The 14,461-nt window shown below is 30.1% G+C and carries 16 protein-coding genes and 1 riboswitch; of the genes, 4 read left to right on the top strand and 12 right to left on the bottom strand.

The features are described from left to right. Positions 1 to 54: 54 nt before the first annotated feature. The 11 genes from BN2665_RS02440 to BN2665_RS02400 all read right to left on the bottom strand — a co-directional run bounded on the left by BN2665_RS02440 (position 55) and on the right by BN2665_RS02400 (position 10,233). On the bottom strand, positions 55 to 372 hold the full coding sequence (locus BN2665_RS02440; protein WP_055665524.1) for a type II toxin-antitoxin system Phd/YefM family antitoxin: 318 nt from the start codon (positions 370 to 372) through the stop codon (positions 55 to 57). 279 nt (positions 373 to 651) lie between these two features. Further along, complete coding sequence (locus tag BN2665_RS26830; protein ID WP_154674843.1) at positions 652 to 843, bottom strand: hypothetical protein; 192 nt, start codon at positions 841 to 843, stop codon at positions 652 to 654. 92 nt (positions 844 to 935) lie between these two features. Continuing rightward, complete coding sequence (locus BN2665_RS02435) at positions 936 to 2,156, bottom strand: hypothetical protein (RefSeq protein WP_055665523.1); 1,221 nt, start codon at positions 2,154 to 2,156, stop codon at positions 936 to 938. Between the two features lie 243 nt (positions 2,157 to 2,399). After that, positions 2,400 to 3,323: a ParB N-terminal domain-containing protein gene (locus BN2665_RS02430; RefSeq protein ID WP_055665522.1), complete on the bottom strand. Its 924-nt coding sequence runs from the start codon at positions 3,321 to 3,323 to the stop codon at positions 2,400 to 2,402. A 23-nt stretch (positions 3,324 to 3,346) separates the two neighbouring features. Further along, entirely contained in the window at positions 3,347 to 3,817 is a 471-nt protein-coding gene (locus tag BN2665_RS02425; RefSeq protein ID WP_055665521.1) for a hypothetical protein, read from the bottom strand. A 198-nt stretch (positions 3,818 to 4,015) separates the two neighbouring features. Beyond that, positions 4,016 to 5,632, bottom strand: coding sequence for a hypothetical protein (locus BN2665_RS02420; RefSeq protein ID WP_055665520.1), 1,617 nt, complete (start codon positions 5,630 to 5,632; stop codon positions 4,016 to 4,018). A gap of 119 nt (positions 5,633 to 5,751) precedes the next feature. After that, positions 5,752 to 6,381, bottom strand: a complete 630-nt coding sequence (locus BN2665_RS02415; RefSeq protein ID WP_055665519.1) for a hypothetical protein — start codon at positions 6,379 to 6,381, stop codon at positions 5,752 to 5,754. Between the two features lie 25 nt (positions 6,382 to 6,406). Then, positions 6,407 to 6,847, bottom strand: a complete 441-nt coding sequence (locus tag BN2665_RS02410; protein WP_055665518.1) for a hypothetical protein — start codon at positions 6,845 to 6,847, stop codon at positions 6,407 to 6,409. Positions 6,848 to 7,397: 550 nt separating this feature from the next. After that, positions 7,398 to 7,526 (bottom strand): hypothetical protein, encoded by a 129-nt coding sequence (locus BN2665_RS27700; RefSeq protein WP_278335842.1) that lies wholly within the window; start codon positions 7,524 to 7,526, stop codon positions 7,398 to 7,400. 37 nt (positions 7,527 to 7,563) lie between these two features. Further along, entirely contained in the window at positions 7,564 to 9,336 is a 1,773-nt protein-coding gene (locus tag BN2665_RS02405; RefSeq protein ID WP_055665517.1) for an SEL1-like repeat protein, read from the bottom strand. Positions 9,337 to 9,429: 93 nt separating this feature from the next. Then, on the bottom strand, positions 9,430 to 10,233 hold the full coding sequence (locus tag BN2665_RS02400) for a hypothetical protein (RefSeq protein WP_055665516.1): 804 nt from the start codon (positions 10,231 to 10,233) through the stop codon (positions 9,430 to 9,432). A gap of 214 nt (positions 10,234 to 10,447) precedes the next feature. Next, a riboswitch (cyclic di-GMP riboswitch) is annotated at positions 10,448 to 10,534 on the bottom strand. A 188-nt stretch (positions 10,535 to 10,722) separates the two neighbouring features. On the opposite strand from BN2665_RS02400, the gene BN2665_RS02395 reads away from it, so the two are divergent. Next, the gene (locus tag BN2665_RS02395; protein ID WP_055665515.1) at positions 10,723 to 11,070 is read left to right on the top strand and encodes a helix-turn-helix domain-containing protein; all 348 of its coding nucleotides are present in this window, start codon (positions 10,723 to 10,725) and stop codon (positions 11,068 to 11,070) included. A gap of 197 nt (positions 11,071 to 11,267) precedes the next feature. On the opposite strand, the gene BN2665_RS02390 is transcribed toward BN2665_RS02395, so the two are convergent. Continuing rightward, positions 11,268 to 11,555 (bottom strand): hypothetical protein, encoded by a 288-nt coding sequence (locus BN2665_RS02390; RefSeq protein WP_055665514.1) that lies wholly within the window; start codon positions 11,553 to 11,555, stop codon positions 11,268 to 11,270. Between the two features lie 302 nt (positions 11,556 to 11,857). Between BN2665_RS02390 and BN2665_RS02385 the strand changes: the two genes are divergently transcribed. From BN2665_RS02385 to BN2665_RS02375, 3 genes are all read left to right on the top strand, one after another. Further along, positions 11,858 to 12,601, top strand: a complete 744-nt coding sequence (locus BN2665_RS02385) for a hypothetical protein (RefSeq protein ID WP_055665513.1) — start codon at positions 11,858 to 11,860, stop codon at positions 12,599 to 12,601. 84 nt (positions 12,602 to 12,685) lie between these two features. Next, entirely contained in the window at positions 12,686 to 13,123 is a 438-nt protein-coding gene (locus BN2665_RS02380) for a hypothetical protein (protein WP_055665512.1), read from the top strand. Positions 13,124 to 13,189: 66 nt separating this feature from the next. After that, on the top strand, positions 13,190 to 14,122 hold the full coding sequence (locus BN2665_RS02375) for a hypothetical protein (protein WP_055665511.1): 933 nt from the start codon (positions 13,190 to 13,192) through the stop codon (positions 14,120 to 14,122). The last annotated feature ends 339 nt before the right edge of the window (positions 14,123 to 14,461 follow it).

Raw genomic sequence — 14,461 nt, 5'->3', positions numbered from 1 at the left:
CAAGTGCTTTTAAATCCTTTAAGGCATCTTTTAAATATTTAACTTTCCACTTCTTTAGTCTATTTCTACTTCATCTATATTACTTAATTCTTCTTTAGTAATTCCAAGATTTAAAAGAACCTCCTCACTGTAAATAAAATCATCATCTTTTGCATTTTCCATTCGTCTTTCGGCTTCTATGAGTAAATTATAGTTTTCAATTATTTCTTCCATCTCTCTATATCTTTCTGGAGTAATGAGAACACAGGTTGGCTTATTATTCTTTACAACAATTTTATATCCATTCTTATTTACTTCATCAAATATTTTATTTGCTTCACCTTTATTAAACCTAGAAATAGGAACGATTGCATTTAACATATCACTTATCATTTTATCACTCCTTTCGTTGGGGTCGATTAAGTAATAAGCTTAAAGGATTAATGCTCTTACTACTTAAGTCATTTTCTATATCTGCAGTATATAAAATATTGTTAAATTTATCAATAAATTTAACAACAAATATCTTTATGTTTAATGGTATTAGATTTTACACAAACACTAGAAAAGAAATGCCAAAAAGATTAACCAGTAACTTTGCAAAGCCACTGGTTATACGAAATTTCCTAAACACATCTATCTCTTTTTCTATTATACCTTAATACTTGCTTCTTAATTTTGCCAAGAAACGCATTTCTTTTTAAAATCATACTTATCTATAAACTCTTTTTCTTTTATATCAACACCTTCATTAAAAATAACTATACTATCTAAATCAATGCAGGTTTTGGGGCTGTAACTACCATCTAAACTCCAAGCGTCAGTGTCATTTAACACTGTCAAGCAGTTAATAAAATTATCCAAATTCTTTAATGGAATAAGTATCTGTTATTATTACTTAACTCTTCATCCCTTTGCTCACAGCCCTATCTATATATCTTCATTAACTTTAAATACTAAACTTCCATATCTTCAGCTACATCACATAAATACTTTGTGCAATCTATGGTTTTTTCTATAAGTTGTTTAATCTCTTTGTTACCTTCCTTTAATTCATCAAGATTATTTCTAACTTTCTTAAGTTCTAAAAGAATATCCTGTGCCATATTCTTAATTTTTTTACTAACTATTTCATCAAGCAATCCCATATCCATCATCGTATTAAACATATACTTCCAGTGACTATCATAAAGCCTTTGCTGCCACTTTTTATTATTGAATGCACTCTGCTTGTCCCATTCTAAATCATATCCCAAATAACTTAATGTCAACTGTATTTCTTTTTCTTTATCCTTGCACTGATCTCTTGGACAAACTAACCAAGCTACTTCAATACTATCTTTATTCTCTTCGGTAATATGTCCTCCAGCTTCTCCTCCTGTTTGTTTCCTGTTATTCTCATAATAGTAATCCTTTACCCTTTGATATATCCCAGACTCTGCCTTGCCAACTTTCTTAATTTCGCCTTGATAAAAAAGTACATATACACCTGGCTCGTATGTAGATACCTTGTTAATACAAATATCTCGCAAAGATGCTTTCTCCATAATATACTTATCACCAATTACAACTTTGGACAACTGTGAAATCATAAAATACCTATTATAATCCCCTATAAACTCTAATTCTACCACTTTATCTAAATCATCAGTCTGCATACATGTATAATGGATATTTCTTCTCCTTAACTCATGCTCTTTATATTTATAGTATATGATTTGCTGTTTCATCACTTCAGAAACTTCAGTGTTATTAAGCTCATTATATGGAACCATAAATACAGTTCTAATTTCTATATCTTCATAGATAGATGGATCTTTAAATTTACTGCTTATATAAAACTCTCCTCCATCCACCTTGCATCTTACAGGTGGATTCTCTTCAAAGTATCGTATAAATTCTCTGCTATTTTCTATGTCCTTTTCTGACGGAAGCTTATCTAACCAAAATACTAAAAGCAAAATTCTTCTATCCAGATAATATAGCACATCTGGCACTTTATAACCTTTATTATTTACATATGCACCAAAATTCTTGCAAAGCCATTCAACACCATCTTCATGATATGAATAATTATTCCCATGTTGTAAGTCTGGAACTGTAATTATAGCATTAAACTTCCTTACATTTTCTTCATGCTTTAAAACTGTTTCTGCTAGATTTCTTGTGCCTTCCATTATTAAACATCTCCTTTTTCTATTTTATTTTTTATTATTTAATTTTATAATCACCATGTATGCGCCTAGAGCGAGTATAACAATGCTTGCTATTCCCACAACAGCTACCACATTAATATTCACACTATTCACCTCCTTCAAAAATACAAAAAATCCCCTAACACCTTATGTTCTCGTTTCCCGAGACTGTGTTAGGGGATTACTTTGTATCTCCTGCTGTGTTAAAATATTCAGTTTTCATAATCATTGCCTTTCTACAATTTTTGTATTTTCTTTAATAAATTCATCGTGGCTCAAATCCAATATAACACATGGAACCTGTTGCAAATTTAAAAGTTTGGCAGCAGTTAACCTTGCTATACCTGCTATAAGTACATATCTTTCATCTACCTTTCTTACCGCTATAGGAAATTTAATCTGTCCCTTCTCTATAATTTGTTTAAGTAATTTTCCAAACGTTATTTCCTTACAGTTTAAATGAACTTCTTCTACTATATCTATGTCCTTGCAGTCAATTAGGATTACATCATCTGGGCTATATTTCCACTTAATTCTTTTTGCACTATAATTTTTATCCCATGGATTTTTTCTATTCAATATTTTTTTTGATTCAAAACTATCAATGCTCTCTACTACTTCCTTCTCAACAAATTCATTCTTATCATCAAAATATTCTAATATGGTAAAATATCCTTCCCTTAAAGTTTCTAAATTTCGAGCATAATTGGAGTATTTATCTACAATTTTATTACCTTTATCCTTTTGGCTTGGAACCTTTATAAACTCTATATTATCTTCGGGTATAGATCTAATCAAACAAGTTAGCTGAAACCACTGATTTATAGATGATTTTATTGCTTTACCATTCTTTTTTCTCCATCCTTTTTCTTCCCAAATCAAGTATTTCTTCTTCTTAAATACTTCTACAATTGATAGCTCATCACACATAATTCTTATATGACATTCTTGTAGATCTACTTTTAAATAATACAAGTATTTAATTGCATTTATTATACTTAAAAGCTCTACTTGCGTAGACTTTTTAGCTTTCATAAATGAATAAACTAATATTTGCTTCTCTAAAATCTCTGGAGCACTTATGTAAAAACTGCATCCGCCCTTTTTCGCCTTATATGAGCCATCTGTCCAGATATCAACATACTTCATATTATCACTATTCCTCTTTTATACTAAACATCTAAATAAATCATAGTTTCGTTTTCTAAAGCTCTAATAGCTTCGTCATATGCCTCTTGTGATATATAATTATGTTCCTTTGCCAGTTCAAGATTATCATAGATAAAGTATTCATAAATATCCTTCCGTTTTCCTATGAAACTTATATGTTTATATATTAATATTTTGTCTTTTATCGTTCTGTAAATACTTATATTATAGTAAACATCTTCATCATCTACATACTCAAATCCAGATAAAAATTTTCCATAAAAATACACTTTCCTTATTTTTAATGTATCCCCTTCCTTTTGACCTGTATTAATAGTAATCTTATCAAAACCTTCATCTTTAATCTTTTTCTCTTTTATATAGAGATTAAGTGCATCTATAACTATATTACTTAAAGAATCACCTCCAACCATTTCTGCAGTATCAAAAACTTTTAGATCTTTTTCTTTTACGTAAAGATTTTTCTTTGGCATAGATCTCTCCTTTCTAAACAAAAGAATTATATATGCGCATATTATGCGCCTATAAATATAATATCACATGTAAACGGCTATGTAAATATTTCCGCATAGAAATTAAACATTTTATATTACTTTTAAATTCCAAGTAACGAAACTATTATCCAGTATATTCTCTAATTAAAATAAGCCCTCTTTTGAGGACTTATTTTATCAGGCAACTTTAAGCTCTTTTATCCCGCAAATGATATTAAATATTTCATTTGTAAATAAAATTAGTTTCAGTGAATACACTCTTTTATCATAGTCAGTAGTAAATCCATGGTAGATTTTATTTCGGTTAAAATTTGGAACTTGATCTGCTTGTGCAGGCTCAAAACTCCTATATATATCTTCAAAACGCTGTAAAGCATAATGCACCAAAAACATTTGTATTCTTTTACATTCCTTTTCTATACGTCTCATGTAAGGCTTAAAGCTTCTTGAAAATACTTTGTATTCATCATCTAAAAAATCTCGAACTACTGCCTCTGGAATTTTCAAAAATGCCAAAACTGAAAAACGATAATTACCTGACCTGTGTAAATTTATAGCTTCATTTATTTCCTTTTCCCACTTACGAAGATATTCTAATTTCCCCCATTCCTTTATCAAATTATTCAACATCTCAAAATTGTTATCTTCAAAACAGTCGCAAATAATCTTATCTACTTCTTCTTGCGTCAACTCGATCTTATTTTTATGGATGTAGTTAATTACGTCCATAGGTAAAGAACCAAGAAACCACCATCCGAAATCAAATAAAGTCTTTGCCCTTTTTTTCAAAATGTCGTTCAAATTCAGGGCCTCAAAGCCCATTATATTAATATCAAACAGAAAAGGCTTTATATTTATTGAAATATCTTTATGTAGATTTGCAAACTGAATAAGCTTATCCTGATACTCAAACCTTGTAAATCCCTTCAAAGTATTCTCTAATATCTTTTGTTGTTTACTTATAGTATCAAGTATCCCTTTTTCAGCTAAAAGCACAGATTTAGTGGCTGCCATTGTGGTTGCTTTAAATATATCATTAAAGTTGTCCATTGGATCAATGATACTTTTCACCGATAAATCTTTTATATCTATAGCTGAAATAAGTTTCATGCTTCTATTAATATTGTCAAGGTGTTTATGCATACCGCTTTCGAACATACTCTTACTTGCAAACTCAAATGCCCTCATATTTTGCATTGAGGCTAAAATACCCGTATCAGCAATTTTAGCAGCTTGCTTTACAAATTCAAATTGTGGTTCAACCATTTTCATTATATTCTGTATCTGGGTAATATGATTAGATAAAGGCATAATAGATTTATATAAATTATTCATTTGGCTATCAATAATCCTTGCTGTTTTTAAAGCTGGTTTTTTAATATATTCTTCATATTCTCTATTGTTTAAATAATAGAATTTTTCAAAACAAGTAGAATTCTCATCTTCCACCTCTGTTTCAAACTTCTTAAAATAGTCAACTCCAGAAAGAATCGCCTCATATACTTTATATAGGTCAGCATCAGATACCTCTTCTAAATCTTCTTGTGTAAAATCAGGTTCCTTATTATCTTTATGAATAAAATGCCAGTTAGATTTTGCAATATGAAACACCATATTACAAAAAGCTAATCTATAATCATTGGTTTTATTATAAAACTCCCTATATTTTTCTGCCGCAGCAGAGCTATAAACGATTGGTAAGTTTACTTCTCCGCAATTTATTGTGATGGTTATAATCCTTATAGATTTTTTGAAATTATTTATAAAATTAACTGGTTCAAATTCTTCGCTCATTATAAACTCTCCCACCTAAATCAAAATGATCTAAAAACTTATTCTCTGACAATTGTTTGTCAAACTATTTTCATATTACCCATTATGGATTTACTATTATTATAATTTTCCCTTTGATTCTATTTAATGAATTTATCCAGTTGATTCAATAACCCCGTTGCAATTATGCTCCCAGCTGCTCCCTCAAGAATAATTCTTAATGTTTTTAAGCATTCTTGAATAATAGTATTTTTTGGCTTTGGTGATGAAACCTGTGAAACTACTGTATTTATTTCTGCCATTGCCTCTTTGTAACTATATTCTGGTAGATTCAGTTTTTCAATATCTTTTTTCATCTGCTCTAAAAATAGCTCCAGTCCCTTAAAATCCATACTGCTATTTTGGTTAAAAGTTTGACCACTACGGTCATTTCCTTGCTGGATTTGTGAATTATTCATCTGTTCTACATTTATAATATTAACAACAGACGGAAAATACTGTGTCTTTTTCTCTGGCTCGCTTACTGCTTCTTCTATTTGCATTACTCCCCAATGAGTAATACTTATTCCACCACCTAATGTTTTATATTCAATTAACCCTTCTCCTTTAAGATACTGGCAAATTAAATCAATATCCTTTCTATCATATCCAAGCTCCTGTCCCACTTCCCACATATTTACAAAACAACTCTGATTTCCGCCTGTAACCTCATATAGAAGTTTTAGAAACTTAAATCGCTTTACTTTGTTCTCCATAATCTTGTCTTCCATCTACTATCCTCCGATCTTTTATATTCTAAATCGCTGTATTCTTAAGCTTTTCGTATACTTCTGAAAGCATTAGTTCCATTAGTGCATTAGCAAACTGTGAGTCATCAAGGATTTTTATAAAAAACTTTTGATTCTGACCCATATGCTCTACAACCTTCCCCATAAATGCCTTTTCAAAAGCATAACGAAAATCTTCCATGGAATTAGTCTTTGCCTTATTTATCATATCTTCATCCATAACAAAGTCTTCCTTAATCTGTTCCACTGAAAGCTGATCTGTTGGTGTAAATTCTGTCCCGAAACGTTTGTTGATTTTCTCTATAATCGTAGATAATGTTTCTATATGTCGCTCCTTTTCTCCTCTTCCTGCAAATTGGGTAGGGGTTAGCGGAACAATCTCATCAGCAATCTTTAATGATAAATTTCCTTCAAAGGTTTTCTTATTAGAATAATATTCAAGAGCCACCTAATCAGTTAAATTAACAGTTGGAACCTTTCCCCTTGGCAGTTTGCGTATTAAGTAAGTAAGATAAAGATAGAGCTTATAAAATTCTACATCCCCATTGGTTTTTCATGGTATCTATAAATAAAATTTTATCATATCCTGACTTTTTAAAAAAGTTAAAGACATTATTTTTAGAGTAATTGTAGATTTATATAATAATATCTGGTAAATTACACCTATTACCTTCTGGATACCATTGCTTTATGCTTTTGTCATGTAATCACCTCCGTTCTTATCTTCTAAAGCTAGTTATTTTTAGTTTATACGTACAAGTAATTGATGCAGTTTTTCGAGCTGTTTAGTTTTAACTTTTTGTAAAAATCAACATTACGTTGACAATAAAAAAAGTTCCAGATTAACTAGAACTTTTATATGTATGTCTCCATTTGCTTTCTTTTTTCTATCATCAACTAATATTTTTTGTAGTGCGGATAGTAATAAAAGTTTATTTAATGAGGTCAAACATCGATTGTTGTTCAATTTTAAACATCGAAGCTGTTAATATCTCATTTTATAATGAGTCTTTCTCCAATTCCATCTTTATAACTTTTGCTTTAATATATTCCTCATCTCTACCTGAAGTTTCCTCAATCACTTGCTTCCAAGTTTTCTTTTTTACTACATTGGATTCTATTTTCAAAAGTATTATCTCAACCTTTATAACTCTATATTACCAGTTATATTTTCCCTTCGCTTTTCATTTTATCAAGCATCTGTGTCGCTGTTTCATTACTATTATCAGCTCTAATAGCTTTTTTAAAATATTCTGCAGCTATTTTATAATTTACATCAACGCCATTACCATGGTAATATGCTACACCCATATTACTCAATGCGTTACTATGTCCTTTCTCTGCTGCTTTATTAAGCCATTCTATTGCCTTTGTGAAATTCTGTTGTACTACTTTTCCATTATACAATAAAACCCCTACCATATTTTCTGCATTCGTATATCCTTGTTCCGCTGATTTAGAAAACCAATTAAAGGCTTCTTTATAATCTTGCTTAACAGCAATACCATTTAGGTAAAAATACCCCAAATTGTTTTGTGATACTCTGTAACCGTTGTTTGCAGCTTTTGTATACAATTCTAATGCTTTTGAATCACTTTCTTCTACTCCTAAACCATTATCATAAATAGCACCCATTTTATTTTGGGCCTCAATATTTCCCTTATCCACCAATGCTACGCAGTAATCAAAATACTTTTTATAGTATTCTTTTGCTTTTACTTCATCTTTTATTATTGCCGCACCATTTTTATAAATATCTGCAACATTATAAAACTTATCGCCATCACCTTGTTCTGCTCTGTTTAAATAATAATTAAGTATCTTTTCATAGTACTCTTTTAATTTGTCATCACTTTTCCCTTTACTGTTATCATTTTTATAAATATAAAGGAGATTTTCCCAAGCCATTACATGATTATTATCAGCTGCTTTATTAAGATATTCAATAGATTTTTGTATATCCTTATCCACACCAGTTCCTTTAAAATATGCGACCCCTAAATTATTTTGCGCTGTATTATACCCGAACTCTACAGCTCTTTTATAGTATTCAATAGCTTTCTCATGGTTTATATCTACTCCTCTTCCATCACCATACATACTTCCTATCATATTATATCCATATGCACTCCCCAAATCTGCTGCCTTTTGATAATATTCCATTGCTTTTTTATTATTAACATCAATTCCCTTACCATTGTAATAAATGTCACCCAGACTGATAATTGCAAATATATCACCCTTCTTGGCATTAGTTTCATATATATCAATTGCTTTTGCACAATACTCTTTATATTTGTCAAAGTCAATGGGTACTCCATATCCATTTAAAAACATTTCACCAAGATATTCATAGGCTTTAGGCTCATTTTTCTCTCCAGCCTGTTCAAATAGCCCCTTGGCTTGTTTATAATCAACCCCTACCCCGAAGCCCTTCAAATACATCCATCCCAAGTTCATAATACCTTTTGGATAACCTTTTTCTGCAGATTTTGAGTAAAGTTCATATGCCTTTTTATAATCCACTGAAAATCCGTCATATCCGTCATAAAAATCCCCTAAATTATTCTGTGCTTCTGCATTACCATTTTCTGATGCTTTTGTATATAATTCTATTGCTTTGTTTAGATCTATCTTAACTCCCAATCCATTTTCATACATGATTCCTAATTTCGTCTGTGCTTTATTATTCCCGAAATTAGCTGCTTTTTGATATAATTCTGCTGCCTTTTGAAAATTATGTCCTTTATAATTCACATCAGCAAAGAAAGTATGCACAGTACCGTTAAGAAACAAAAAAAACATGGATAAAAGTAAAATGCCTATAAGCGAAAGAAATGCTACTTTGCTTACTTTTTTTGTTTTATGACTTTTTAAAACTGGTGTATTTTCAGTTTGCAAAATTTCTTTTTCTTCACTATTTATATTATCTTTCATAATGACCTCCAAAACTTCTATAATCACATTGAATTATTTTTAAATCTTATCACAAATATTCCTTTATAACCCTAGTATTCTTCAGAATGTTTATTACATAGGTTTATTATTATATTTAACCTTCCTTATTCCTAGGAAAACTATTACTCCAGTTAATACAGCAATTATAATTATAATAACAGATTTTCCACTATTCCCTTTTGCAGATTGATTTTTTGTTTGGTCTCCAATGCCTTTTGAGGAGGCTTGTATATTCTCACTATTTGCAGCAATGCTGCTTTCTGTCTTTGGAGTATCGCTTGGTGCACTTACTTTCGCCGATACTTGTTTATATACCTCATTTGCTTCCATTTTTTTAAATTGGATTTCTGACAATTTATACTTTTCATTCGGTAATTTCTTAAATATAAATGATGCCGGATTCGCTTCATAATCATACTTACCATTTTCAGCAAATAGTAAATTAGCTACAAATATGCCTCCAACCTTGGGATTATATGTAGACGAAGACTCCATAAAAATATCCTGTGCTTGTATGTCATCCATACTTTCAGCCACATCTGGAAAGTGAGTTTTGCAAAAATCAATAAATTGTTGCCCATTCGGCACGCTTTTGACTATATTGATGTATTCTTTGTTGTCCTGATTATATATAGCCGAAATAATTCTATTGACATTTCCTTGAATAAAAATCGTATCATCATTACTTCCTTTATATAAATCTTTATTATTAATACCATTACTATCGGCCTTATCCATACTGAATTCAAAATATGGATTATCTCCTCCAAATTGAATTTCTACTGGTTTATTTAGCTCATCAGCATAACAAGTTACAGAAAAAACGATTAATAATGAAATTAGTGTTATAAAAATTGTTGAAACTTTTTTTAGCATCATAAAACCTCCATTTTATTATAAATATTTTTCAAAGAATACTTTCTTATCATTTTCATAAGCAAGTAAAAGAACTTCGAATTAACCTGGTACACTCCGTATTTCACTTAATTTACCTATAAGTTTTCTTTTCATATAACAATGTCCTCACCCCATCTACATTTTTACATATTAAAACCGCAGCAACGAGTGCCACGGTCTTATAAGCTTGAAATATGGCAACCCGACCGTCATGGCGTTTATACACTTTAGACTCGTAGCTTTGCGTCCTTACCTTTCGATAAGTTTGCCCTTATCAATATCATAAATTATTCAACTCCGTTAAATTAGTACTTTTTTTAAGAGTATCAATTCTGTATATATTTACAAGTATAAAAAATTTTTACTATTGTGTCAACTTCTCTAGTGCATATATATTATAAATCTACCCCAAAAATTCTTGATGGTTTTATTCTTAAAAGATAAGTTACCTATTAATGGGGTGATAAAATGAGTGATATTGCAAAAATTGTTGGAAATAGAATAAGAAATTTAAGAGCTGATCAGGGATTAAGTCAGGAAGAATTAGCATATAGAGCAGGTGTTAGCCCTTCACATATTGGCAAGCTGGAAAGAGGAGAGAAAAATCCATCATTAAGTAGCATAGAAAAGATAACCAACGCTCTGGGAATTACTTTAGAAGATTTGTTTAAGTATATACAACCATCTACTGTGGATACTGATAATACTACTCTTTCACTTTTGATTAACAAACTTTCAACATTAAGCATTAATGATCAAAAGCTGATGCTAGATCATCTTGATAGTCTATTCAAATTGATGAAACACAAAACTTGACAAATAGATAAAAAATGTTAGGCTTTCTATTTAGATTATATTAAAGCATTGCTTTAATTTCAGACTGATTGAATATCCTAATCATATCACTACATATGTAACTCCCAGCCGTTTTGCTGGGGTTATAATTATGCTGCATTACATCAAGAATCTTGGCTCAATTCTGTTTATATTTAGTAAAGACCGGCAATAGTATATTAATCAACGATTTCTTTTGCATAACATCTATAAAGATAATTACTTGTCCTGCATATTCCAACTGCAAGGAATTTTCTAATACCAAAGGACTTCATTTGTTTTAATATCTTTATTTCCTTGCTACCAATCTTACAATTTATTATACCTTCTGATTTTGACCAAAATAATTCATATCCTAGTCTTTCTAAATTCTCTCTTGCGTTCTTATCCATTACTCTATATTGGGATAGCATTTTCTGTAAAAACTCAATTTCTTTTTGTATATTTTCAGTATTTATTTTCATCATATACATCACTCTCCTTTTTCCTAGGCTGTTTTAGCCTTATGTATATTACTTAAATATCAGGAGAGTTTAGTAACTGTTTTTATAGCATAGTCCTTGTTTCATATCATTTTCAACTATCTTATCTCATTTATGTAGTATCAATTCTCTTTTTAAAAGTCTAATTTTACACTTCCACAATCAGAAAGCCAATTCATTATAAGGCCAATATACAAAACAACAAACTACTTGAATTTTATAAAAATAAAATATTATAATTTTATACGAATAGGATAATATTTCAAGATGAGGAAGGGGTTTTTATTATGCCAACTAAAAAAACAATTAAATTTAACCATGAAAAATTCGGAGAAATTACTTTAAACACCACTGAAAAAGGAGAGCCATTATATGATAGAGAAACAACATTAGGAATTCTCTCTAAAGGAATAGATTATCTTTACAATAAAGGTTTATTAACTCTATCCGAAAAGGAAAAAGTAGAAAATCAATTACAGGACTGTAATATTGAATTAGTTGATGATCTTGGTTCATTATGTAGCCTAAATTATGTATATAACAAATTAACAGGTTCCGCTAAACTAACCATGTTGTATATTGATGAAAATTCCAAATACCTTGATAAAGAAAGTATGATTACCGGTCTTCTTGATCAGTTATGCGATGCCATTGTTACAGTGCTTTGCAATGAGGTAAACCTCAAAGATGCAGAAAAAGAATTTAAAGTAAAAGGAAAAGAGTGGGAAAAATATGCTGTGACTTTACTTCCGGAAGAAGAAATTATTTCTACCCATTTTCGCAATGAGGCTACCGAATATCTAACCAAAGGAATAACCGAGGATAGAATAGAAAAATTGAAAGAAATCTATGAGTATAATGGTTATGACGATGGTGAATGGATTGACTATTTTCTAACCGATTATATAGAAGTTGTAATGTCAGATCTTCCAGAATCTGATGATGAAAAGAGTTTGACACCTGAAGAATATGTAGATGACCAAATATATATTTATGAAGATGATAGACGTATGGAAAGAGAAAATCAATAAATTGGTTAAATCCCCGTTAAAATAAGGATTCAGCTAATGGGCCGAGTCCTTATTACATAATCTAAAATCGAGGTGGTCTTAATAATGAGTAAAATAATCACTATTCAGAAGATTCAAGAACAGATGAAAAAAGGTGGCTGCTGGCTTCTAAATGATGCTTCCGATGTTATGAAAAACTACGCAAAAAATAATAATTTGAATGTTTGTCACTATAGAACCCCACAAAAATTTATCAAGCAGGATGAAGAGATAATAATTCTTTCGATTTCAAAAGAAATGTGGGCTGGTATCAAAAAATATAATAATGAGGATGTAACATTCCGAGAAAAAGAAGGGTCAATCATTGTATTAATTGAAAGAGGGAGCGGAAAATCTCTTGTTTCTGTGATTAATGATTATTCAGACGAAGAATTCATACAAAATATGATAAATAGCGGCTATGTATCAAGATATGAATATGAATACTACAGTAATATTGAAAATCAAATTAACTTGACATTAATAAAAATAATAGCTATATAATTCTTAAGCAATACTTTTTAACTTCAGCTTTTATTAAGGATATTTAACAAACAGGAGGAATATTAAATGAGTGATTTTTGCGGAATACCAGGCTCAAGGCTAATATGCCGCGTTATTAGAGCTGTAGAAAGAGAGCTGGAAACATTTTATGTAACACCAGATGAAATAAAACTTATTAAACAAGCAATTAAAGAATATAGCTCTTCTTCCAATTGTAACAATATGCTTGTTATGGATATATCAAGTCATTTAAATAATATTTGCGAAGATATGTTAATTGAATATAGAGCGGGTCGATGGCATAACAATACTCAATCACCACTATATTTATTACCATCAGAGATTGATGTTGTAATAGATATATTGGAATATAAGGATGAGATAGCTGAACAACTTGAAACATTGATTAAATATCTTAATGATCGTTATATTATAATTCAAGGTCTTGCTGGATCAAAACAAGGTCAAAATATTCCAAGTAGGTCTGACCATTGGAATAAAATATACACATATTATAAACAGCGTTTAGATGGAGTCACTTTTGGGCAGCGAACTCTTCCAAGAAATAAATTTATGTATCGTAGAATAACAATGGGGTATCCTTATTCCTCTCAAAAAAAGGAAATGTATGAAGCAATGTACCATTGTAATAATATATATGATAATAAAGAGGAACAAGAAATCTGCGAATTTATTTGTAATAGCATTACTGAATCCCTTCTATATGAGGGAGAAGATTATATCTATATTCATATTTTTGAAACCCAATATATCATTGACACTCTTAAAAATATGCGTGAGCATTTTTCTAATAACAACGAAAATGATAAACGGAACTCTATAAACTTTTTGCTTAATCAACTTACTCCAATACCACTAAACTTTAGCAGTAAAGAAAGCAAGGAATATGAAAAGTTTATGGCACTTGCTCCAGCTCAAAAGATGAAGAAGATACAAACAGCTTGGAAAGAACCTTTTAATTCCCCAGCTAAAGCTTAAAAATATCAATAATTTTGTTTTGCTTTTAATGCTTGTCAAAGATGTCCTCCTTTAATGAATAAAGTGGACGTTTTTATTAATAATTCTTATAAGTATATGTATAAGACATCTAACACAAAATAAGAGCCTTAAATATCCTAACAAGCCTAACTTTACACTTATATAAGTAAAGATTTAAGGCCTTATAAAGTCAATATATAAAGCAAAGTTTTTATCTCTCTTTATATATAGAAGAATCAAGAGGATTTTCTCATAAAATCCTCTCCGCCTATACTCTATTATATTTTATGATTTTTGATTATTTCCCTAATCTTTTAGAATGGATTTAAGTACTTTAAA

It is taken from the genome of Desnuesiella massiliensis, from assembly GCF_001403615.1.
Lineage (GTDB): Bacteria > Bacillota > Clostridia > Clostridiales > Clostridiaceae > Desnuesiella > Desnuesiella massiliensis.
Note: the sequence above shows the minus strand (reverse complement) of the source record. Positions and strands in the feature narration are given on the sequence as shown.

Coding starts and splice junctions, on each gene's coding strand:
- BN2665_RS02440 (WP_055665524.1), bottom strand. CDS start 372: ATGATAAGTGATATGTTAAATGCAATCGTTCCTATTTCTAGGTTTAAT.
- BN2665_RS02435 (WP_055665523.1), bottom strand. CDS start 2,156: ATGGAAGGCACAAGAAATCTAGCAGAAACAGTTTTAAAGCATGAAGAA.
- BN2665_RS02430 (WP_055665522.1), bottom strand. CDS start 3,323: ATGAAGTATGTTGATATCTGGACAGATGGCTCATATAAGGCGAAAAAG.
- BN2665_RS02425 (WP_055665521.1), bottom strand. CDS start 3,817: ATGCCAAAGAAAAATCTTTACGTAAAAGAAAAAGATCTAAAAGTTTTT.
- BN2665_RS02420 (WP_055665520.1), bottom strand. CDS start 5,632: ATGAGCGAAGAATTTGAACCAGTTAATTTTATAAATAATTTCAAAAAA.
- BN2665_RS02415 (WP_055665519.1), bottom strand. CDS start 6,381: ATGGAAGACAAGATTATGGAGAACAAAGTAAAGCGATTTAAGTTTCTA.
- BN2665_RS02405 (WP_055665517.1), bottom strand. CDS start 9,336: ATGAAAGATAATATAAATAGTGAAGAAAAAGAAATTTTGCAAACTGAA.
- BN2665_RS02400 (WP_055665516.1), bottom strand. CDS start 10,233: ATGCTAAAAAAAGTTTCAACAATTTTTATAACACTAATTTCATTATTA.
- BN2665_RS02395 (WP_055665515.1), top strand. CDS start 10,723: ATGAGTGATATTGCAAAAATTGTTGGAAATAGAATAAGAAATTTAAGA.
- BN2665_RS02390 (WP_055665514.1), bottom strand. CDS start 11,555: ATGATGAAAATAAATACTGAAAATATACAAAAAGAAATTGAGTTTTTA.
- BN2665_RS02385 (WP_055665513.1), top strand. CDS start 11,858: ATGCCAACTAAAAAAACAATTAAATTTAACCATGAAAAATTCGGAGAA.
- BN2665_RS02380 (WP_055665512.1), top strand. CDS start 12,686: ATGAGTAAAATAATCACTATTCAGAAGATTCAAGAACAGATGAAAAAA.
- BN2665_RS02375 (WP_055665511.1), top strand. CDS start 13,190: ATGAGTGATTTTTGCGGAATACCAGGCTCAAGGCTAATATGCCGCGTT.